This is a genomic window from Sphingomonas sp. STIS6.2 (assembly GCF_000732685.2).
Classification (GTDB): domain Bacteria; phylum Pseudomonadota; class Alphaproteobacteria; order Sphingomonadales; family Sphingomonadaceae; genus Sphingomonas; species Sphingomonas aerolata.
The window spans coordinates 48,754-69,289 of the sequence record NZ_JPDP02000039.1 but is presented as its reverse complement, the minus strand read 5'-3'; the positions used below and the strand labels follow the sequence as shown (position 1 = coordinate 69,289).

The 20,536-nt window shown below is 68.0% G+C and carries 24 protein-coding genes and 1 tRNA gene; 9 read left to right on the top strand and 16 right to left on the bottom strand.

Going from position 1 to position 20,536, the window contains the following annotated elements; all coding sequences use genetic code 11:
• Nucleotides 1-293 precede the first annotated feature (293 nt).
• Both sphst_RS20395 and sphst_RS05930 read right to left on the bottom strand, forming a co-directional pair.
• The gene (locus tag sphst_RS20395) at nucleotides 294-1,265 is read right to left on the bottom strand and encodes a hypothetical protein (RefSeq protein ID WP_159043537.1); all 972 of its coding nucleotides are present in this window, start codon (nucleotides 1,263-1,265) and stop codon (nucleotides 294-296) included.
• A 38-nt stretch (nucleotides 1,266-1,303) separates the two neighbouring features.
• The gene (locus sphst_RS05930) at nucleotides 1,304-2,116 is read right to left on the bottom strand and encodes a LexA family transcriptional regulator (RefSeq protein WP_031395800.1); all 813 of its coding nucleotides are present in this window, start codon (nucleotides 2,114-2,116) and stop codon (nucleotides 1,304-1,306) included.
• Here sphst_RS05930 and sphst_RS20390 point away from each other — a divergent pair.
• From sphst_RS20390 to sphst_RS05905, 9 genes are all read left to right on the top strand, one after another.
• Nucleotides 2,115-2,477 (top strand): hypothetical protein, encoded by a 363-nt coding sequence (locus sphst_RS20390; protein WP_031395801.1) that lies wholly within the window; start codon nucleotides 2,115-2,117, stop codon nucleotides 2,475-2,477. The genes sphst_RS05930 and sphst_RS20390 overlap by 2 nt on opposite strands.
• Entirely contained in the window at nucleotides 2,474-2,971 is a 498-nt protein-coding gene (locus sphst_RS05925) for a hypothetical protein (RefSeq protein WP_051916601.1), read from the top strand. Before sphst_RS20390 ends, sphst_RS05925 begins: the two co-directional genes overlap by 4 nt.
• A complete protein-coding gene (locus tag sphst_RS05920) occupies nucleotides 2,968-3,291 on the top strand; it encodes an ogr/Delta-like zinc finger family protein (protein WP_051916603.1) in 324 nt (107 codons plus the stop codon). Before sphst_RS05925 ends, sphst_RS05920 begins: the two co-directional genes overlap by 4 nt.
• 116 nt (nucleotides 3,292-3,407) lie before the next feature.
• Nucleotides 3,408-3,839 (top strand): hypothetical protein, encoded by a 432-nt coding sequence (locus sphst_RS20385; RefSeq protein ID WP_031395804.1) that lies wholly within the window; start codon nucleotides 3,408-3,410, stop codon nucleotides 3,837-3,839.
• Nucleotides 3,836-3,991, top strand: coding sequence for a hypothetical protein (locus tag sphst_RS20380; protein WP_159043536.1), 156 nt, complete (start codon nucleotides 3,836-3,838; stop codon nucleotides 3,989-3,991). The genes sphst_RS20385 and sphst_RS20380 overlap by 4 nt, the downstream gene beginning before the upstream one ends.
• The gene (locus tag sphst_RS20375; RefSeq protein ID WP_159043535.1) at nucleotides 3,991-4,164 is read left to right on the top strand and encodes a hypothetical protein; all 174 of its coding nucleotides are present in this window, start codon (nucleotides 3,991-3,993) and stop codon (nucleotides 4,162-4,164) included. The genes sphst_RS20380 and sphst_RS20375 overlap by 1 nt, the downstream gene beginning before the upstream one ends.
• Nucleotides 4,165-4,264: 100 nt before the next feature.
• Complete coding sequence (locus tag sphst_RS20370) at nucleotides 4,265-4,768, top strand: hypothetical protein (RefSeq protein WP_159043534.1); 504 nt, start codon at nucleotides 4,265-4,267, stop codon at nucleotides 4,766-4,768.
• Nucleotides 4,765-4,935 (top strand): hypothetical protein, encoded by a 171-nt coding sequence (locus sphst_RS20365; protein WP_156363523.1) that lies wholly within the window; start codon nucleotides 4,765-4,767, stop codon nucleotides 4,933-4,935. The genes sphst_RS20370 and sphst_RS20365 overlap by 4 nt, the downstream gene beginning before the upstream one ends.
• Complete coding sequence (locus sphst_RS05905; protein ID WP_031395806.1) at nucleotides 4,932-6,038, top strand: tyrosine-type recombinase/integrase; 1,107 nt, start codon at nucleotides 4,932-4,934, stop codon at nucleotides 6,036-6,038. Before sphst_RS20365 ends, sphst_RS05905 begins: the two co-directional genes overlap by 4 nt.
• A 4-nt stretch (nucleotides 6,039-6,042) precedes the next feature.
• Here the strand turns inward: sphst_RS05905 and sphst_RS05900 are convergent.
• From sphst_RS05900 to sphst_RS05835, 14 genes are all read right to left on the bottom strand, one after another.
• Nucleotides 6,043-6,119: transfer RNA gene (locus sphst_RS05900), tRNA-Arg, on the bottom strand.
• Nucleotides 6,120-6,142: 23 nt separating this feature from the next.
• Nucleotides 6,143-6,832, bottom strand: coding sequence for an endonuclease III (gene nth, locus sphst_RS05895; protein WP_031395807.1), 690 nt, complete (start codon nucleotides 6,830-6,832; stop codon nucleotides 6,143-6,145).
• A gap of 4 nt (nucleotides 6,833-6,836) precedes the next feature.
• Nucleotides 6,837-7,565: a 4-hydroxy-tetrahydrodipicolinate reductase gene (gene dapB / locus sphst_RS05890; RefSeq protein WP_056405144.1), complete on the bottom strand. Its 729-nt coding sequence runs from the start codon at nucleotides 7,563-7,565 to the stop codon at nucleotides 6,837-6,839.
• A 101-nt stretch (nucleotides 7,566-7,666) separates the two neighbouring features.
• Entirely contained in the window at nucleotides 7,667-8,434 is a 768-nt protein-coding gene (locus tag sphst_RS05885) for a nucleotidyltransferase family protein (RefSeq protein ID WP_107045308.1), read from the bottom strand.
• Complete coding sequence (locus tag sphst_RS05880) at nucleotides 8,431-9,324, bottom strand: hypothetical protein (RefSeq protein WP_107045294.1); 894 nt, start codon at nucleotides 9,322-9,324, stop codon at nucleotides 8,431-8,433. Before sphst_RS05880 ends, sphst_RS05885 begins: the two co-directional genes overlap by 4 nt.
• Nucleotides 9,321-10,358 carry a diacylglycerol/lipid kinase family protein gene (locus sphst_RS05875; protein WP_107045293.1) on the bottom strand — a complete coding sequence of 346 codons (1,038 nt, stop codon included), beginning with the start codon at nucleotides 10,356-10,358 and terminating at the stop codon, nucleotides 9,321-9,323. Before sphst_RS05875 ends, sphst_RS05880 begins: the two co-directional genes overlap by 4 nt.
• Nucleotides 10,359-10,424: 66 nt before the next feature.
• Nucleotides 10,425-10,889, bottom strand: coding sequence for a DUF2141 domain-containing protein (locus sphst_RS05870; RefSeq protein ID WP_042467124.1), 465 nt, complete (start codon nucleotides 10,887-10,889; stop codon nucleotides 10,425-10,427).
• Between the two features lie 95 nt (nucleotides 10,890-10,984).
• On the bottom strand, nucleotides 10,985-12,313 hold the full coding sequence (locus sphst_RS05865; RefSeq protein WP_051916461.1) for a lipopolysaccharide biosynthesis protein: 1,329 nt from the start codon (nucleotides 12,311-12,313) through the stop codon (nucleotides 10,985-10,987).
• Between the two features lie 85 nt (nucleotides 12,314-12,398).
• Nucleotides 12,399-13,505, bottom strand: coding sequence for a CDP-alcohol phosphatidyltransferase family protein (locus sphst_RS05860; protein ID WP_442800384.1), 1,107 nt, complete (start codon nucleotides 13,503-13,505; stop codon nucleotides 12,399-12,401).
• Nucleotides 13,506-13,561: 56 nt separating this feature from the next.
• Complete coding sequence (locus sphst_RS05855) at nucleotides 13,562-14,668, bottom strand: hypothetical protein (RefSeq protein WP_107045307.1); 1,107 nt, start codon at nucleotides 14,666-14,668, stop codon at nucleotides 13,562-13,564.
• Nucleotides 14,665-15,372 carry a phosphocholine cytidylyltransferase family protein gene (locus tag sphst_RS05850; protein WP_107045292.1) on the bottom strand — a complete coding sequence of 236 codons (708 nt, stop codon included), beginning with the start codon at nucleotides 15,370-15,372 and terminating at the stop codon, nucleotides 14,665-14,667. Before sphst_RS05850 ends, sphst_RS05855 begins: the two co-directional genes overlap by 4 nt.
• Nucleotides 15,373-15,573: 201 nt before the next feature.
• Entirely contained in the window at nucleotides 15,574-16,995 is a 1,422-nt protein-coding gene (locus sphst_RS05845) for an efflux transporter outer membrane subunit (RefSeq protein ID WP_442800385.1), read from the bottom strand.
• 530 nt (nucleotides 16,996-17,525) lie between these two features.
• Nucleotides 17,526-18,707 (bottom strand): HlyD family secretion protein, encoded by a 1,182-nt coding sequence (locus sphst_RS05840; RefSeq protein WP_107045290.1) that lies wholly within the window; start codon nucleotides 18,705-18,707, stop codon nucleotides 17,526-17,528.
• Nucleotides 18,704-20,362, bottom strand: a complete 1,659-nt coding sequence (locus tag sphst_RS05835; RefSeq protein ID WP_056679760.1) for an MFS transporter — start codon at nucleotides 20,360-20,362, stop codon at nucleotides 18,704-18,706. The genes sphst_RS05840 and sphst_RS05835 overlap by 4 nt, the downstream gene beginning before the upstream one ends.
• Nucleotides 20,363-20,536: the final 174 nt, after the last annotated feature.

Below are 20,536 nucleotides of genomic sequence, written 5' to 3'. Positions count from 1 at the left end.
GGCCGCAAAGCCCTTTTTGTCGGGCATCGTCATTTGGTTTCTAAGCAAACGGTCATTTTGTGTTTAAAGATTACACGCAGCAAAAAAAGTTAATTTAACTCGCTAGCTTGACGATGCCAACCATCTTAGCATTCTTAATTTGATATAGCATGTACTGCAACTGTCTGAATTATCACCCGGTCACTGACGTTAGCACGAAACTATATGTCCAACAAATAATCGTATTTAAATTCTCAATCCAATTCTTGATAAATCGCTGTTTCAATTAAACTGATGGCATGATAAACGTCATATTAATGTCTGCGAATGTCATCAATGCGAACCATTTGCTCGTCCCGTTCGACTTGAACCGGAACAATGTCATCATAACTATTTCTAAGCCAGCCCTGTGGCGCTAAACCTTCGCGCTCGGCCAAGACTACATGATGTTTTATGGATCGCTCTGCAATTGCCTCTGCGAACGGCTTTAGGTATGTGTCAAGGAATTCTGTAAGATAATCCTTGTGAACCAAATCTATTGCAAACCGGGTGCCAAATGCTGGTCCATCCTCAACATGGACATGTTCATGTCGATAAACTCTTACCCAAGGCGTGAACTCTAACCGGCCTTGCTTTGCTACAAGCATCGGGCCGTCAATGACACCGATCGCAAATGCCATTTCAAGAGAAAGGTAAAGATAGGTACTTCTTGGCTTTCTGGCAGACTTAAAGTGTGACAAAGACTTTACTAGTGGAAGAATTAGACTTTGATATGCGTCACTGCCGCAAAGCTCTAGGGATTTTCCTTTCCTTGCCGCCTTGCTGAAGGTGTAGCAAAAGTGCGGCGTAGTGAGATAAGGATGATCGGACGGGACGATCATATCCGCGACCCGCGCGATTAATTCGAAACCTTTTCCGTAGTGTATATTAACTGTATCATCGAAGAGGCCAGCTAATATTGGCGTTGATGACGAGGGGGGCGGACCGTCTGCTGGAAAGAATATATGTGGCATCACACTCTGCTTGCATTCAATCAGTGCGTTTGCCGCCGGGTATACCCGCTTACCATCCGCAGTGTTGTAAAGCATGAGATTCGCTAAAATATCGAGCGTTCTAGTTTGGCCCGTCTGTGGGTCAACGAACGACCACTCATGCTCAATGCTATACTCGTCCGACAATTGGCGGGCGATCTCGATTTGTAAAGGGTAGCCCGATATTGCAACCGCGCTGGCTAGCGATTCAAGATCTAGCCCTTCTCCAAGCTTATTACTTTCCGGGTTTTGCACAACTGCGTCCCTTAATTAAGTAGCATGTGAGCGCAGTTTCAAAACCCCATAGCCTCATCCCACGGCATGACGCGGTGGACGGATGAAACCTGTTCGTTCGGCACCTCGAACTCAACGGCAGGATTAAATTGGCGCAACACAACGACACCAGGTCGGCGTCGCACGAGTTGCTTGATCAGGACATGGCGGACCTCTTCGCCATCGAATGTCGGACCGCGCAACTGGACGACGACATCGTCACCTACCCCTGGGGGGCGCTTAGGGTCGACGAGCAGGCGTCTGCCAGAATCGAACCTCGGCTCCATCGAATGGCCAGCTACGGACACCACGTATAGGTCCGGCCTTCCGGTGACGCCGATCGGGCGAGCCATATAATCTAGAGGTGCGGACATATGCACCTCCGTCTGCTCGACATTCACTACGATTCCGTTGCCGCTTCCAAATTCGAAATCGGCGCCGAGCGCAGTACCGTAAACGGGCAACGTTTTAGGTAGCCGGCGAAACGCGGCTTCAGACGGGTGGCCGTCCTCCGGTATCGTGCGCTCGATCCCTTGATCGCGGCCAAGCAGCCAATCCGACGTTGTCCCCAAAACATCGGCGATTGCATCAAGTCGGTCAAGGCCTGGCATGTGGCCGGCGAGGATCGCTCGGATGGCGTCGGGCTTGTTCAACGCTGCGATCGACACCTCTCGAGCGGACATGTTCTTCTCGGCAACTTTAGCCGATAGCCGCTCCTTCAGTACGTCAGGTACGTTCTTCCTCATGCTGCAATCATGACGCATGAGATGCCGCATGGCGTGCGGAATATTTACGTTGACCACTGCTGCATACGTGACGTAAGTATACGTCATGACCGCTGCATACGATACCGCATTGCGAACGATCGCCGACTCTTACGACGCCGAAGTCGCGCGGCGTGGTGGCAAATCGTTGTCCCGGATCGCTACGATCGTCGTCAGCAGCGGCGCGTTCTTCAATCGCTTGCGGGACGGTAAGACGTTCTCCGTCACCAATCTTGAGAAATTTGCCGCGTGGTTTCGAGTGCCAGCCAACTGGCCGGACCGCACGATCCCTCATGTCGCCGCTATCGCATTGACCAGCATTGGTCGCCCGCCTCTTCCTGCCAACACCATGCCGCATTCTTACCGCACTGGTGAAGCATCGGTCGATTGCGATCTTCGTACAATTCCGCAGCCGAGCGACGCGGCATGACCAAGGCTCGCACCCCCGACAGCTTCGCCGACGCGATGATCAAGGTAATGGCGCAGGTCGGCGCGGCTGCTGCTGCGAAGGCTGTCGATCGCGCCGAGCGTACCATCTACGAGTGGGCTAACCCGGACAGCGACACGCTCCCCACCCTGACGCAAGCCTTGGCGCTTGATACCGCCCACCGCCTAGCTGGCGGCGAAGACGCGCCGTTCCGCGACGCGTTTAGCCAGCAGCTCGACATTGAGGTGCAGCAGCAGGATGCCTGCCGCCTCGCGCTCGTGACGGACTCGATCGAGCTGATCCGCGAGACAAGCGAATTGCACGCCGCCCTTTTCACCGCCGCTCAGCCTGGCGCCTCCCCGCGTGATCATCATCGCGCGCTGGTCGAGGCGCAGCAGGTTGACGGCGTTCTGCGCCGCATCCGCCGGCGCCTGCCCAATTTCCTTCGTCCCGCCATGTCGACGGGGCCGGGGAATGCCGGGGGGACCCATCAGTGACGAAGAAAAGAAACTACACGCCCCGCGTTCCCGCGACGGTGTGCCCGCACTGTCTGACACGCTCGATCGCCTATGACTCGGTCGAGATCGACCGGCTGACGCGCGAGATCCGCTATGTCTGCCAGAACCCCGATTGCGGCCACACCTTCGTGGCGCAGCTCGGCATCTTCCGCACGGTCCGGCCGAGCATGATCCCGAACCCGGCGATCCGCCTGCCGCACGGCCAGTGGCGCTCGAAGCCCGCGAACGACGACAACCGCGTGCCGGCTAATGACGACGACCAGCCCGACGCGGCGGAGGTCTCGCCAGCCCCTGGCTGATCCCCTGATCTGACCTCCGCGGCCGATCCGCCGCCAGCCTCCTGAACCATCCCCCCCGTCACTCCGGAAGATCCCGCTTCCGGCGCCGTCACCCCTTTGTCTGGAAGGATTGCCCCATGATCCATGTCGCGATGCCCACCGAACGCCGCCGCCCGGCGCCCTCGGTTCTGCCGCCGCTGACGCCTGCGCGCTATCTGCGTCTGCGCCGTATTGCCGCCGGCCTGTCGGTCGACGCGATCGCACGCAGCATCAGCGCGAACAACCAGGACGAGGCGCGGGCGCTCGTCATGCTGCTCGAAACCGAGGGGTCTACGGCACGCTATCGCGAGACCGTCGACGCATTCGCCGATGCCTTCCCAATCGATATCGACGTGTACTTTCAGCTGCGCGACACGCCGGCCGAGGAACATCCCCGGATCTGCCGCGGCTGCGGGTGCAGCGAGAGCGATCCGTGCGTCGCGGGCGACGGCTCGCACACGTGCGGCTGGCGCGGGCCGGCGACGTGCTCGCGCTGTGTCTCGGATCCTGCAGCGGCGGTGCTCCAGTGATCGCCGCCGCTGCAACCAGCCGCTCCCGCATCGAGCGCCGCATGCGACAACGCCGCATGGCGAAGGTCATCGTGGCGATTGCGCTCGCCGTGATCTGGGTCCCGGTCGCGATCATCATGCTTGCCGCGGGCATGGCGGATCGGCGCGGTTGATGGCCCAGCACATCCTCCACGGCTTCGGCATCGGCTTGCTCGCGGGCGGTGGCGCTGCGGCGCTCGGTGTCATCGCCGGGTCGCTCGCCCCGCAATGGCAGCGCATCTTCCGCCTCGCGCTCGGCAACGTCGAGCCGGCCATCGACCCGGCGGTCGAGGAGGCCATCCGATGAACGGCGTCGAACAGCAGCGCTTGCCCATAGGCTATCGGGTTCTCGCGGTCGGCACTGCGTCGCTGCTCGGCTGGGTGCCCATCGTCGCATGGTGGGCCTTGTGACGCCGCAGGCGTCGCCGCCTCCCGCGGCCGACATTCTTGCTGGCGCCGCCCGCCGCACCTGTTCGGACGCGTTCGCCGGTCTTGGCGAAACGCTTTCTACAAGAACGCCCACTGGCGCGTCCTCTGGCCTCCCAAGCATCTGCAGGAATTCCATGGTGATCAGCACCGCTCCCCCCGAAGCACGCGAAATCAAATCGTCCGCAGCCCTTGAGAGCTGTTCCCCAAAGCGGGAACAGCGCGGCCTCCCCATCGAGATATCGCGAATGATGGGGCTTCAAACCGCGTACGAAATCCTTGGCGGCAAGAAGGCGCTGGCGGATGCGCTAGGGGTCTGCGTTCGAAGCCTGAACCACAAACTCAACGCCGATCGCGGCGTGTCGAACCTCGACCTGTTCGTGACCGCCAAGACGCTTGAAACGCGCGCCGCGAAGATGATGCAGCATGCTGCAAAGCTGCGCGCAGTGCTCGCCGAAACCCCGCTCGAATCGGCGCAGCGATGAGCGCGCGCGCCCTCGTTCGCCAGGCCGACCTCGCGCGCGTGTTCCGCGCTGCTGCGAAAGTCGGCATCCCCGTGCGCGTCGAGATCGAACCCGGCCGGATCATCGTCACGACCGGGGCAGGGGTCGTCCCCGCCGGTGCGAACAGCCTGGACGAGATGTTCGCGTGAAGCGGCGTTGGCTTCCGAAGCACGTCAGCACGTTCCGCGACCGGCATGGCAAGGCCCATTACCGGTATCGCCGGACGGGCTTCGTCACATACTATTTCAAGAGCGAGCCGGGGACCGACGCGTTTCTGGCCGAGCTGCGCGCGTGCAACGAAGGCGTCAGCGCGCCAGCGATCGAGGCCGGCGCCAACCGCGCGGCGGTTGGCACGTTCGACGATCTGCTGTCCCGCTACTACCGCTCGCCTGACTTTCTCGATCCGGGCGAGCGAACGCGCGTCGTCTACCGTGGAACGCTCGAGCGCTGGCGCTCGCGGACCCGCAAGGGGCGGCGATACGGCGAGATCATGGTCCGCGAGCTGCAGCCGCGGCACGTCGAGGCGATGCTCGCCGAGCTGCTGCCGCACCGAACATCGGCGAACATGCTTCGCAAACGGCTCTCCGCCCTGATGAAATTCGCCATGCGTATCGGCATGGCCGGCTCGAACCCGGTCATCGTCACGCGTCCGTTCAAGATCAGCGGGGGCGGGTTCCACAGCTGGAGCGAAGACGAGATCGCCGCCTACGAACGGCGCCACGCGATCGGCACGGTCGCCCGGCTGGCGTTCGATCTGATGATCTGGACGGGTCAGCGCGGCGGTGATGCCCGCAAGATGGGTCCCGCCAGCGTTCGCGACACCCGGCTCGAACTGACGCAGGAAAAGACGAAGGTCTTTGTGTCGCTGCCGATCATGCCCGGCCTGGCGGAATCGATCCTCGCGACGCCGACGGTCGGCGCGTTCTTCGTCGTCACCGAGTTCGGCAAGCAGTTCTCGGTGAAGGGCTTCGGCAACAAGTTCCGCCAGTGGTGCGACGAGGCTGGCCTGCCGAACTGCTCGGCACACGGGCTGCGCAAAGCCGCCGCTCGGCGCTTCGCCGAGGCCGGCTGCTCGAATCAAGAGATCAAGGCGTGGACCGGTCACACGACCGACAGCGAGGTCGCGCGGTACACCGCTGCGGCAGATCAGCGCACGCTTTCAGACACCGCCGCGGACAAGCTTTTGGCTAACCTTGCGGAAAGGTTAGCCAAAGATGCCGCTAAGGCATTGAAATCAGGGGAAAATAAATGAAGTTTGGTGCACCCGACTGGATTCGAACCAGTGGCCTCTGCCTTCGGAGGGCAGCGCTCTATCCAGCTGAGCTACGGGTGCCTGAGGCGTGCGCGTAGCAAAGCCTAGTCGGGTGCGCCAGCCATTTTCTTGGCCGCGCCGATCTTGGCGGCGAGCTTGGGCGGCGGAGTCTTGGGCTTGAACGCGCACAGGTCCGCGACGAGGCAGCGCCAGCATTCGGGGGTGCGCGCCTTGCAGACATAGCGGCCGTGCAGGATCAGCCAGTGATGCGCGTGGAGGCGGAAGGGCTGGGGGGTGGCCGCATCGAGCTTCAGCTCGACCGCGAGCGGGGTCTTGCCGCGGGCAAGGCCGGTACGGTTGCCGACGCGGAAGATGTGCGTGTCGACCGCGAAGGTCTCTGCGCCGAACGCGACGTTGAGCACGACATTGGCGGTCTTGCGGCCGACGCCGGGCAGCCGTTCGAGCGCGGCGCGGTCGTTCGGGACGATGCCGTCATATTCGTCGACGAGCATCTGCGACAGCGCGATGACGTTCTTGGCCTTGGTGTTGAACAGGCCGATCGTCTTGATGTGCTCCTTCAGCGCGTCGAGCCCGAGCGCGAGCATCGCCTGCGGCGTGTCGGCGATGCGGAACAGCGCGCGCGTCGCCTTGTTGACGCCGATGTCGGTCGCCTGTGCGGACAAGGCGACCGCGACGACGAGCGTGTAGGGATTGACGAATTCGAGCTCGGTCTCGGGATGCGGATCGGCCTCGGCGAGCCGCGCATAGAAGTCGACGACGTCGGCCTTCTTCACTGGCTCACAGCCCCAGCACGTCGCCCATCCGGTAGCGGCCGGCGGGCTGGTCGGCGAGCCAGAGCGCGGCGCGCACCGCACCGCGCGCGAAGATGCTGCGATCGTCGCCGCGGTGGTTGAGCTCGATCCGCTCGCCTTCGCCCGCGAAGATCACGCTGTGGTCGCCGATCACCGATCCGCCGCGCAGCGAGGCGAAGCCGATCGTCCCCTCGCTGCGTGCGCCGACCAGCCCGGCGCGGCTGTCGACGCGCAGCTCGGCGAGCGTCGAATCGCGCCCGCGGGCGGCGGCCTCGCCGAGCAGGAGCGCGGTGCCCGAGGGGGCGTCGACCTTGTGACGGTGATGCATCTCGACGATCTCGACGTCCCAGTCGGGGCCGAGCCGCGCCGCGGCCTCGCGCACCAGGATGCCGAGCAGCGTGACGCCGAGCGAGGTGTTGCCGGTCTGGAGGATCGCGATGTCGGCAGCCGCCGCGTCGATCAGCGACTGGTGCTGCGGGGTCAGGCCGGTCGTGCCGATGACGAGCGCGGTGCCCGCCGCGCGCGCGGCGGCGAGATGCGCCTCGATCGCCGAGGGGGTCGAGAAGTCGACCAGCACGTCGGCGGCTGCCGCGAGCGGGCTGGGGTCGTCGCCCGCATCGACGCCGCCCGCGAGCGTCGCGCCCGCGGTCTCGATCGCGTCGGTGATCGCGCGGCCCATCCGGCCGGCGCTGCCATAGATGCCGATCGCGGTCATGCGGGCCCGGGGGGCGGACGGAGGCGAGGTCGGTGCAATCATGCGCGCGCTTTCGCACGAAGCGGGGGGTCGCGAATAGACCCCAAATCCGCGCGATAGCGTTATCGCGGGACGGACGGGAGCGACCGGACGAGGTCGAGATCGGCGGGCTTGTCGACATCGACCGCGGCCAGCCCGTACGGCGTCGCGACCGCCGCGGCGACCAGCCCCGCCTTGCGCCCGAGATGCGCGATCGCATCGCCGAGCGTGAGCCGGCCCAGCGCATAGCGCAGCAACAGCCCCGGGCCGAGCCGGCGGACGATCCGCCACGGCCGCTTGCGATCCGCCTCGACCTGCCGCCACAGATCGATCGCGGCGATCGACCTGGGGGTGGCGAAGCGGAACAGGTTGCACCCCGACCAGCCGCCATCGGCGAAGCGGAGATAGGTGCGCCGCGTCCCGGGCGCCGCCGCCTCGACCACGTCGCGGCGCGCGAGCAGCACCGCGACATCGGCGTCGGCGGGGATGTCGGCCTGGAACCGCGTGATCCATTCGGGCCGGAGCAGCGCATGATCCGCGGTGGTGACGAGCAGCGGGGTGCCGAGCGCGGCGATCCCGTCGCCGACGCTCAGACTCGGGCCGCTCGCGGCGTCGAGTACCCGCAGCCCCAGCGCGACCGCGTGATCGCGCACCGCGTCGTCCGATACCGATACCGCGATCACGCCCGCGCCGGCCTCGCGCAGCGCGTCCGCGACCCGCGCGAGCAAGGTCCGTCCCTCGAGCAGGATCAGCGCCTTGTGCGCGACGCCCGCATAGGCCGCGAGCGGATCGACGCCGCCGCGCGACCCGGCGAGGATCAGCGCGTTGAACGGGGTAGGCACCTCCGTCATACCGCCTGCCGCGCGCGCCAGACGCGCCACAGCACGCCGGGCGCGGCCAGGATCGGATGCCGCTCGGCCCAGGGCGACAGCGGCACGGCGATCCCGGTATGTCGCTCGATCTTCCACGCGCCGTAGCGTGCCGCGCCGTCGAAGGTGAAGGCGGCACGCATCAGCCGGGCGATGTTGATCGGCTTGCCCGCGCGCCGCCGCAGCCGCCACGCGCGCAGCACCGCGGCGCGGCGTGCGGGCGGCAGGGCAGGGCGCAGCGCCTCGCCCTCGGTCGTCACGACAATCCCGTCCGCCGCCCAGGCGAGCGGGAGCAGCCGGTCATAGCGGTCGGGGTCGAAGCCGATGATCTGATCCTCGCGCCCGCCCTTTTCGACGCGGAATTCGGCGGCATAGGTCTGGCGGAACAGCGCCTGCCAATAGTCGCGCGGGGTGCCCGTCTCGGGGCCGAGCGCGGCGGCGAACCGCGCGGCGGAGCGCGCGGCGGCGGCGATCGCCTCGGCGATCCGGGCGGTCGTCGCCTCGTCGCGCGACCAGACCAATGCACAGGGCTGGACGAAGCGCGTCCAGATCGTCGTGTCGAGCGTCCCCGCGTCCGCCGCCTTGGCGAAGGTCGACAGCCGCATCGTCGCGATCTTCGCGCGCAGCGTCTCGCCCGCCGCGTCGAACTCGCGGTAACTGACAGTCGGCCAGATGCCGCGTTCGGGCGGACCCGCGGTCAGCACGTAGAAGTCGAGCACGCCCTCGGTCGCCCCGGTCCGCAGGTTCGAGCCATAGAACAGGATGCCGACCGCGCCGGGCGTCGCCGCGAGCGCCTCGGCGACGTGCCGCACCGCAGGAATCACCGGGGCGGCGAGCTGGTCGCGGACGAGCGCGCCGAGCGTCGCGCTCACGGAACGACGAAGCTGATCGGCGCCGCCTGGCGGATCGTCAGCGCGCCGCCCGGATAGACTTCGCCGTCGAGGATGAAGCCCGCCTCCATCGTCACGTCGAGCGCGGGCGTGTCGATCCGGTGATAGCCCGCCCGGTCGAGCCATTTCGCCGGCGACCCTGCGACGATCAGCGGTGCGGCGGCGGCGAGCCAGCGCGGCGGCGCATCGACCAGCAGCGTCTTCAGCCCGTCGCGCGCCGCGCCGAATGGCTGGACGCCCAGCGGCATCCGCGTCAGCGTCGAGGCGAGCAGGATGTAGCGGTGCGTGTCGGTATCCGCGACCCGGCCGGCATCGGCGGCGGCATCGTAGCGGACGTGCATCCGGTTGCCCGCGCGCCACATCCCAGATGCGCGGCCGAACAGCGTCTGGACGATCGCCCAGCTCAGCGCGACGCCGACCGCGAACCCCTTGAACGCGCCCGCGCGGTGTGCGCGCTGGGCCAGTCCGGTCGCCTCGACGAACGCGCCCGCGCCGAACAGGAAGCCACGGAGTTTCTGGCCGGTGCCGGCGCGTTCGACCTCGACCGGGCGCCGGACGATGCTCGCGCCGTCGCGCGCCGCGGCGAGCGCCTGGTCGAGCGTCCAGTGATCGGGAATGCCGAGATCGAGCGCGAGCGCGTTAGTCTTGCCCGACGGGACGATCGCGACGCGCGGCATCGCGCCCGTCCACACCGTCGCCGCCGCGGTCAGCACGTCGCGGATCGTGCCGTCGCCGCCGTCGATCACCAGCAGCTCGATCCCGTGCTGCGCGAAATCGGTCAGCACCGCGGCCAGCTCGGCCTGGGTCCGCGGCGTGACCGCGAGCACCGTGCCCGACACGAAGGGACGCGTCGCCTCGACGCTGCTGCGGTTGCGGTGGCTCTTGGGGTTGCAGATGATCCCGGTGCGGATCTGCGACGCAGCACTGCGCGCGGTCACGTCCGGTGCCGCGCCGCGTCTGGCCGCTGGAAACGGCACGCCATCAAGGGCCTGGAAATTGGAAACGGCGTCGCTCACACTCTTGGCTACCTGTCGCAGGCTAGTATCGCTACATTTTTATGGCACGTCTGCCCCTGATCGACGCTAGCGCCGATACCGCATCTTCATCCGCACGACCGTCCCCCCGGCCGGCAACGCCACCCGCGCCGACGCGAAGGAGGGCAGGCCGACCGATGTGGGGGCGTCGTTCGAAAATCCAAACCCCTCCTTGGGCAGGAACAGCGTGCGGTTGAAATCATGGTCGCTGTTCTCGTCATGATATTGCGCGATCGCGTAATAGCCGGGTTTCAGCCAGAAACAGGCGTGCGGCTGCGCGGCGGGCACGCGCGCGCGCGCCAGCTTGCCGCCCTTGGACAGGAACCGGCCCTTGTCGTCGGGATAGACGGTGAACGCGACCTCGCCGACCGCATTGTGCAGCGTGGTCGCCTCGAGCACGAGCTTGGCCGCGCCGTTGCCGGGCGTGCCGACACATGTCTCCGCGGCAGCCGCGGACGTCGAGGCGAGCGTTGCACCCGCGGCGAGCGCGAGCAGGAGAGGCAGATTCGTCATGGGGGACCCTTGCAATCGCATAACGGCAATTTGGAGGCCAATGACGTCGGCTCTGTGAACCCGCGCTTTATCGACGGCGGCGGGGCGTGCCGCCCTCAGGGACGGCTGCGCGTCAGATTCGCCGCAGCAAAGCCGAGCAGGATCGCGACCGCGACCGAGCCGATCGCGACGCCCATCGCCACCCCGGACGAACCATAGAGCGGCATCAAGGCGAACGCGCCGATGAACAGCAGGACGACGCCCACGACGCGGATCGCGAACACCGTGCCCGCGCGGTTGACCGCGGTCAGCACGGTGTCGAGGCTGACGGTCGCCAGATCGAAACACCCCGCCGCCGCGAGCCACAACAGCACCGGATAGGCGCTGCCGAACGACTTGCCGCCGACCAGTTTGAGCATCGGCTCGCCGATCAGTGCGACGACCGCGAGGATCGCGAGCGCCGCCGCGCTGCTCGCCAGCATCGTCCGCACCAGGATATAGCGCAGCCGCTCGGGCGCCGCGGTCCGCACCGCGCGGACGATCTCGGGGAAGGCGGCGCGCGACAGGAGCTGCGACAATTTGGCGAGCGCCTGCGCGACCTGTGCCGCCAGCCGGAACGCACCCGCCGCGGCCGGGCCGATCGATGCGCCGACCAGCAGCAGCGGGATCTGCTTGCTCGACAGGCCGAGCGTCGCGCTGGCATTGGTGCTCAGCGCGAACTTCACCACGCCGGGATTTTCCGCGACCAGCGCGCGCCAGCCGCTGCGCCCGCCCAGCAGCAGTGCGAAGTCGCCGCTGCGCCAGACCATGATCCAGTAGGTCGCCGCGGTGACCAGCTCGGCCGCGGCCCAGGCGATCATGAAGCCGCGGATCGTCGGGTCGAACAGCATCGCTGCGCCTGCGCCGACGAAGCGGATCACCGGCGTCATGCTGTCGGCGAGCGCGGACAGCGAGAATTTGTCGCGCAGCCGCAGGATGCCGAGCGGGGTCGATCGGATCGTCAGCAGCTGGATCACCGCGAAGACGAGCGTGTAGTGCATCAGGTCGCGCGGGATGCCGAACGCGTTCGCCCAGATCTGCAGGATGCCGATCGTCAGCAGCGCGCCGAGGATCGCGCTCGACAGGTCGAGCCGCGCTGCCAGCCGGAACAGCCGCGCGAGCCGCGGGCTGTCACCGTCGTGGAGCGGCTGGACGCCGTACTGGACGATGATCTGCCACGTCTGGAAGCCGACGAACGTCGTCAGCGCCTGGACCGCGCCGGTGATCAGCGCGAACCGGCCGAAATCGACGACCCCCAATGTCCGCGTCGCAAAGCCGAGATAGAAGAGCGACAGGATCGCCAGCACGCTGCGGCTCGCGAGCAGCCAGCCCAGGTTGCGCGCCGCCGAACGCAGCACGCCACCGAAATCCTTGGTCGTGGGGGAAGGGGCGGGGGCCTGGGTCATGCGCCCTGCGGCCCCTAAAGCGCGCGGTGCGGTGCGGCAAGTCGCGGCCGCAAGACCGCCCGCCGAACCGCCCGATCCGACGCGATCAGGCGAGCCAGCTCGTGATCGCGCCGCCCTTCGCGCGCCGTGCCATCGCCTGGAACAGCCGGACGAGATGGACGACCAGCGAGATCGCGGTCCACGCCGCCACGCCGATGATCCCCCAGTCGGGCCGCGTCACGACCAGCCCCGCGAACAGGATCACCATGTTCGGGTTGCGCCGCGCGGTGATCAGCCGGAACCAGCTGTCGAAGCGTTCCCAGACATGGATGTGCATCCCGAACCGGACGATGAACGCCCCCTCGATCAGCCGCTGCGCGACATAGCCGAACAGCATCGTGCCGATCACCGCCCAGAAGGTCGCATCGTCGAGCGGCCGGCCATAGGGCGCGCAGCCCGCCGCCCAGGCCCACCACCAGAAGGGCGGATGGACCAGGTCGACGCCGTGATCCCACGCATTGCCGAGCTTCGACGCGGTGATCGTGCAGCGCGCGAGCTTCCCGTCGACGGTGTCGAGCACCATGAAGACGAGGCCGGTGGCAAGCCCGGTCCAGAACCAGCCATACCAGAAGGCGATCGTCGCGACGATGCACAGCACCGATCCCATCGCGGTGACCTGGTTCGGCGTGATCCCCGCACGCGCGCAGACCCGGGTGATCGCCAGCGCCCATTCGGGCCAGAGATATTTGGTCAGCAGGTCGGTGACGCCCTTGTACGCGCCGACATAGCTCGCCCGCTCGATCGCGGGGACCGCGGCGGGGACGAGCCGCTCGGCAAACGGCTTTTCGCGCTTGCGCAGCGCCTCGTTGAGGATCCCCTCGTCCGACTCGGCGGCGATGATCGTCAGCCCGCTGGCGGCGTCGAGGGTTGCGTCCGCGTGCATCGCCGCGGCGACCCGCGCGCGCTCCTCCGCGGTCCGGACATGCGCCAGCACGGGAACGCCCGCGCGCGTCATCACGGTGCCGGGGCGCGTCTTCAGATGCGCGGTCCAGACCGGGTCGAACGCGAACGCCATGTTGGCGAGGATCGCGGGGCCGTCTGCCGCGTCGCTTCCGGCAAAGCCCTGCGCCACGCCGATCCGACGCAGCCGCTCGTCGTTGCGCATCCCCCAGAGCAGGGTCGGATTGTCGCCCAGGGGCACGAGTGCTGGCATGTCTTGCATCCGCTGCCCGATAGCCGATTGCGCGCGGATTGCGAGCCCGGGCTGGTTCAGCGCAGCGCGGCGAGCACCGCCTGCGCCGCGCGCGCGGGTGCGCCGCCCGACACGTCGCCGAGCGCGGTCTCGACGAACCGCGTCTGGAAATCCCGATATCCGGGATGCAGCGCGGGCGCTGCGTCGATCGCCGGGATCAGCGCGTCGAGGCTGTCGACCACCGCGCCTGCGCCCCACATCGCATAAGAGGGGTCGCCCACCCAGTCGGCCCCCAGCGCGTTCAGGAACACGCACGGCCGCGGACGCATCATATATTCGACCACCTGGCTCGACGTGTCGCCCAGATACAGGTCGGCGGCGGCGGTGTAGCTGCCATCGACCATCGCGAAGCTGTCGAGATCGGCATGCACCCCCGCGCGGCCGGCGAGCCCGGCGACGAAGCCGCGCAGCTCGGGCGCGCGCTCGACCAGCCGCTGGTGCGGCGCGAAGATCAGGTTGTAGCGGCCATCGGCGAGGATCCGGTCGACCACCTCGGGCCCCCAGCGCCACCAGGACGAGCGGTGCGCCTGCCAGTGCGGGGTGTAGAGGATCACCGGCCGCGGATCGGCGAACAGCCGCGCGGCGGGGGTGCGCTGGCGGAACGCGGCCTTCACATAGCCGGTGGTGACGATCCGCTCGGGTGCATCGCCGCCGTCGATCAGCGCCTGTCGGTCGCGCTCGGCCGCGACCAAAGTGCGCCAGCCCGCGCGCCGCCGCCAGTGACCGCGCGCCATCATCGACCCCGCACCATGGAACGTGTCGATGAACCGCGTCCGCAGCGGCAGCGTCGCGGGCAGCCACAGGCTGGTCTGTTCCGCGCACACCACCACCGGCGTGCGCAGCAGATGCGGCAGGAGGCGGAACAGCGTCGGCAGCTTGGGCGGCAGCGGCGGGTTGTCGCCCTCGGCATGGTCGGGCAGCGCGCGAAACCCCGGTGCGCGCCGGATCGTGACCTGGCCAAGCCCCGTGCTCCAGCGTGCAAGCAGCGTCTCGTGCACCGAGGTGCTGACCCACAATTCGATCGGCAGCGTCGGCTCGGCGGCGGCGAGCGCCTCGACGATCGGATAGAGATGCGGGATCAGCAGCGTCTCGCCGAGGAACAGGAACGCGACCTTGCGGGTCATGGCGCCTGCCATTGGGCGATGTCTTCGGGCCGGTCGATCTCCTGCCAGCGCGCACCCGGAGGAATCCGCAGCGCGCGGACGCCGGCGCCTTCGGCAACGCGGCGGACGACCGCGTGGTGATAGGCGTGGATCCCTTCCTCCTCGCCGATCACCGCGTGCAGCGCGTCTGCATAGGCGGTGCCGCCGCCCGACAGGATCAGCCCGAGCGACCGGTCGGTCGCCTGATGCCCGACCAGATGCTTGCCGACCGCGATCACCCGCTCGCCCTCCGCCTCGACCAGCATGTCGTCGAGGCCGGGTTCGTGGAGCGGCTCGACCACCAGCGTCACGCCGGGCGCGGGCTCGGCACCCGCCGCCTGCAGGATCGCGGCGTCGAACAGCGTGTCGCCGTTCATCAGCGCGAACGCGGCGCCCAGATGCGCGCGCGCCGCCCAGACGCTGCCGATGCTGTTGGCGACCGACCAGAAGGGGTTGAAGATCAGCGTCGTCGGCGGATCGCCGCACCGCCCGGCCAGATGCGCGGCGATCTGGTCGATACGATACCCGCCGACGATCACCGCACCATCGAACCCCGCCGCCGCGACCGCGTCGAGCTGCGAATCGAGGATCGCCCGCCCGCCGACCTGCACCAGGCATTTCGGCGTGCTGAGCGTCAGCGGCAGGAGCCGCGATCCGTGGCCCGCGGCAAGGATGATGGCCTTCATGGCACCCGCTTATGCATCAACTGTGGCAGGAAAATGCAGCGCTTCGTCCGTGGATGCGGGGAGCAAAGTGGCGCGTGCCGTCCTGCTTGGCCTTGGACCCCCGCCTGCGCGGGGGAACGGTGGCGGATCCGGTGTGGCAGAAACTGTTCTCCCGCGAAGGCGGGAGCCCAAGGCCGCAAGCGGCGCCCTGCGTAACCCTCCTCAGCGCCGCACGATCGCCGCATCGTCGCGCGACCAGCCGCCGCCCATCGCCTGGTAGAGCGTCACATAGGCCGTCAGCCGGTCCGCGCGCGCCTGGACCAGCGACAGCTCCGCGGTCAGCAGCCCGCGTTGCGCATCGAGCTGGTCGATATAGGCCGAATAGCCCGCGCGGTAGCGGTTCGACGCGTTGCGCAGCGCGCCCGCGAGCGCATCGCGCTGCGCCGCGAACGCATTGGCCTGTTCGCCCGAGCGGCGGACGCCCGCAAGGCTGTCGTCGACCTCGCGGAACGCCTGGAGCGCGGTGCGGCGATAGGCGAACGCCGCCTGGTCGCGGCGCGCGGTCGCGGCATCGGCCTGCGCCCCCAGCCGCCCCCCGTCGAAGATCGGGCTGAGCACGCTCGCGCCGATCGAGAACACCGCGATCGGATCGGCGAGCGCACTCGACAGCACGACGCCCGCCGAGCCGGTGAGCGCGAGATTGGGCAGCATCGCCGCGCGCGCGCTGTCGAGCGAGCGGTCGGTCGCGACCAGGGTCTGTTCCGCCTGATAGAGATCGGGCCGGCGGCGGAGCAGGTCCGCGGGCAGCCCGTCGGGGATCGCGGGCGCGGCAAGCCGGTCGAGCGGCAGGCCGCGCGGAATCGGCCCGGGGACATCGCCGAGCAACAGGCTGAGCGCGTTTTCCTGGCGGCTGATCGACAGTTCGGCGGCGGGGACGAGCTGTTCGGTCGCGTGATATTCCGCCTCGGCCTGACGCAGTTCGAGGTTTGAGGTGTAGCCCGTCTCCGCCCGGCGGCGGGCGATGCGCAGCCCCTCGGCGCGCGCGTCGAGCGTCTGGCGCGCGACCGCTAGCCGCTGATCGAGCGCGCGCAGCGTGATGTAGCCGGTCGCGACGCTGCTCGCGATCGCAAGGCGGACGGTGTCGCGCGACGCTTCGCTCGCGAGCAGTTGCGCCTGTGCCGCGCGGCTCGCCTGGCGGAGCCGGCCGAACAGGTCGAGATCATAGCTGATGCTGACCGCGGGCTGCGCACCTATCGCATCGATCGGCGTGCCGAGCGCGCCGACCGTCTGCCCGGTGGTGCCGGGCGCCGACCCGTTGACCAGCGGCGTCTGCTGCGCCCGTGCCAGCCGCGCGGCGGCCCGCGCCTCGTCGATCCGCGCCGCCGCCGCCCCCAGATCAGGGCTGTTGGCAAGCGCCCGCGCGACGAGGCTCGTCAGCGCGGGATCACCAAACGCGCTCCACCAGTCCGCCCGGATCGGCGTACCCGGCCCCAGCGCGGTCCGCCACGCCGGCGGCGGCGCAACCGCGGTCGCGGCAGGCGCCTCGGGGCGGGGGCCGATACACGCGGAGGCGAGCAGCGCGAGGGGGAGGGCGGCGGCGGTCCGCCATGCGTGTTTGCGGCGCCACGTCCGCACGCCGCCCAACGTCCGCACTGCTAGCCACCACCCCGGCACGCCGCGCCGCACCCGCACTGTTAACCACCACCCCGGCGAAGGCCGGGGCCCAGTTGGGAAGGCCGCGGTAACGACGGACAGTGCTCCGTCATCGCCGTCCCCCAACTGGGCCCCGGCCTCCGCCGGGGTGGGGATACTCGCCGGGGTAGCGGTTTTGGTAGGGGTGGCGGCGTGAGGCGGCGCAGCGCCCTCCCTCAAGATGTCTCCCCGCGAAGGCGGGGACCCAGTCTGGGCTCCCGCCTTCGCGGGAGAACAGGACGCAAACGAAGCATCGGGTATCGCCCGCACCCCCTGCCACCACCCCGGCGAAGGCCGGGGCCCAGTTGGGAAGGTCGCAGTAACGGCGGACAGCGCTTCGTTATCGCCGTCCCTCAACTGGGCCCCGGCCTTCGCCGGGGTGGACGTTTTTGAGCGGTTTACCGTCTCTGCCAAAATGTCTCCCCGCGAAGGCGGCGATCCAGGCTGGGCTGGAGAACAGGGACCGAGGGGGGTTCGCGACATCACCGCGGCCCCGGCCCGCCGGCCGTATCGACCCGCGCCTGCACCGACATCCCCGGCCGCAATCGCGCACTCAGTGGCTGGCCCGGATCGACGCGGATGCGGACCGCGATCCGCTGCGGCACCTTGGTGAAGTTGCCTGTCGCATTGTCCGCCTTCAGCACCGCGAATTCCGAGCCGGCCGCGGGCGAAATCCGTTCGACGCGCCCGGTCAGCCGTTCGTTCGCGAGCCCGTCGACCGTAAACGACGCGGGCTGGCCGACCGCCATGCGCGCGGTCTGCGCCTCCTTGAAGTTCGCGATCACCCAGGTTTCGGGCGGCACGAGGAACATCAGCTGCGACCCCGCGGTCACATATTGGCCGAGCCGGACGCCGACCTCGCTGAGCCGCCCCGTCTCGGGCGCGCGGATCACCGTGTTGGCAAGGTCGATCCGCGCGAGCTGGCGCGCGGCCTCCGCGCCCGAGACGCCCGCCTCCTGGCCGCCGCGCCCGACCTCGACGGTGCGGATGTCCTGCCGGGCGATCTCGCGCGCGGCCTTGGCCTGCTGGACCTGCGCCTCCGCCTGGCGGAGCGCGGCGAGCGTCTGGTCGCGTTCGCGCAGACTGACCGAGCCGTCGGTGACGAGGTCGTTGACGCGCGCCATGTCCGCCTGCGCGCGCATCAGCTGCGCCGCGGCATTGGCGACTGCGGCGTCCTGCGCGGCAAGGCTCGCCTGGCGGCTGCGCGCGGTCTGCAGGCTGTTCGACAGCGTCGCCGCCTGCGCGTCGACCTGCGCCTGCGCCTGGTCGATCCGCTGGCGATAGATGCGGTCGTCGATCTTCACCAGCGGATCGCCCGCCTTCACATCGGCGAAGTCGCGGACGAGCACCTGCGTCACATAGCCGCTGACCTGCGGGCTGATCACCGTGGTGCGGCCGCGGACATAGGCATTGTCGGTCGACTGGTAGCTGGTCGCGAACGGCGGCAGCCGCCACGCCGCGAGCACCGCGCAGACGCCCGCGATCACGAGCAGGACGATGACGCCGATGACCCGCGGGCTTGGCGGCTGCGGTCGCCAGCCCGAGCCGACCGGGGTGGCGGGCGTCGCGGCGGGCGCAGGCGCGGCGGTCGGGGCGGCGGCCGTCTCCGCCTGTTTCTCCTCCGTCGCGGGTCCTTCTGCCACCGGGCTGCGGGCGTCGGTCATGTCGTCCTCTCAAGTCGCGCACGGCGTTCGCGTCGTTGGCGTCGCACCATCAGGAAGACGAGATACCCGAACGTCCCTCCGGCGAGAATCGCGACCAAGCGGAAGACGTCGGCATAGGCAAGCACGTTTGCTTCGCGCGTCGTGGTCTGCGACAAAATCGCCGCGCCTTCCGCGCTGCGCAGCGTCGGGTCGACGATCACCCGGCCGACCGCGGCGCCGCCCGCGGCGATGCGCTGCGCGACGATCGGGTCGGTCGGCGAGATCTGCTGGACCAGCGCTGCGCTGTTCGCCTTCTCGCGGATCACCTGATAGCTGCCGAGCAGCGCGGTACCGCCGAGCCCGCCCAATGAGTTGATGATCCCGAACAGCGCGATGAAGCTGATGATGTGCCCCGCCCCCTCCTTCAGCGCGCGCGTCATCCCGAACAGCAATGCGGGGCCGAGGAAAAAGGTCGCGGAGAAACCGATGATCGCCTGCGTCACGTACATCTGCGGCGCGCGCGTCAGGCTGGTCGCATAGGAGTCGAACCACGCTGCCACCGCGACGAGCCCGATCGCGAGCATGATCGGATGGCCGAGCCGCTCGACGTCGAGCGTCACCGCGCTCGCGATCACGCCCGCGACCGAGGCGACGAAGATGATCAGGAAGAAGGGGATGAGCTGGTCGTTGTTCTGCCCCAGCACGGTCAGCAGGCCGACCGCGGCATAGGTCTGTTCGGACAGCACGATCCGCGCCATCACGATGACGACCGTGAAGCGCAATATGTCCGCGCTGCCGAGCCAGCGGGTGTTGAGCAGCGGGTTGACGCGGTGATGCTCGACGACGATCGCGGCGGCGAACATCGGGATCGCGACGATCAGCGCCCAGCCGATCCACGGCGCATTGGTCCACCACAGGATCCGCCCCAGCCCGAGCACCGCGGCGAACAGCGCGGTCGACCCCGCGAACAGCACGAAGGTGAGGAAGTCGAGCGGCTCGAACGCCTTGCTCCGCGTCGTCGGCGGCAGCCGCAGCGCGGCGACCGCGGCGAGCGACAGCAAAGCGAGGCCGAGCTCGAACAAATACAGCGTGCGCCACTGCGACATGGCGAGCAGGTCGGGCGAGAACAGCCGTGCGAGCGGCGTCGCGCATTGCGGGATGCCGATGCCGAGCACCACCGCCTTCAGCCGCCATTTCGCGGGCAGCGACTGCATCACATAATAGAGGCACAGGCTGCTGAGCGCGGCGCCCGCCATCCCGCTGATCGCGCGCACCGCGATCGCGGTGGCGAACCCGTGGACGAACAGATGCGCGAGCGTCACCAGCACGTAGAGCGTGAGGAAGATCAGCGCGAAGGGCCTGAGCCCGAACTGCGCGCGAAACTTGATCATCAGCAGGTTGATGCTGACGTTCGTCATCACATAGACCGTCGGCAGCCATGCGATCTCTGCCGGATCGAGCCCAAGCGCGCCCTGCAGCGTGTAGGTGTTCGCACTGATCAGCGCATTGCCGAACCCGACCGTCAGCCCGAGGAGGATGCCGATCAGCGCATAGGCGATCTGGCGGTGCCGCGGATGTGCGGGCGAGCCCGGTGATCCGGGGAGGACGGGCAGTTCGTGCGGTGCGAACGTCCAGTCTTCCTCGCTCAGGAAGCGTCTGATTCTCCGGGCGATCATGATCGCCGTCTTGTGGCATGATCACGGAGGCGCGTCATCCGGGAAGACGGGGCGCGGCGAGCGATTTTCCCAGGGAAAACACCACCCCGGCGAAGGCCGGGGCCCAGTTGGGGGACGGCGGTAACGACGGGCCGCCCTCCATTACTGCGACCTTTCCAACTGGGCCCCGGCCTC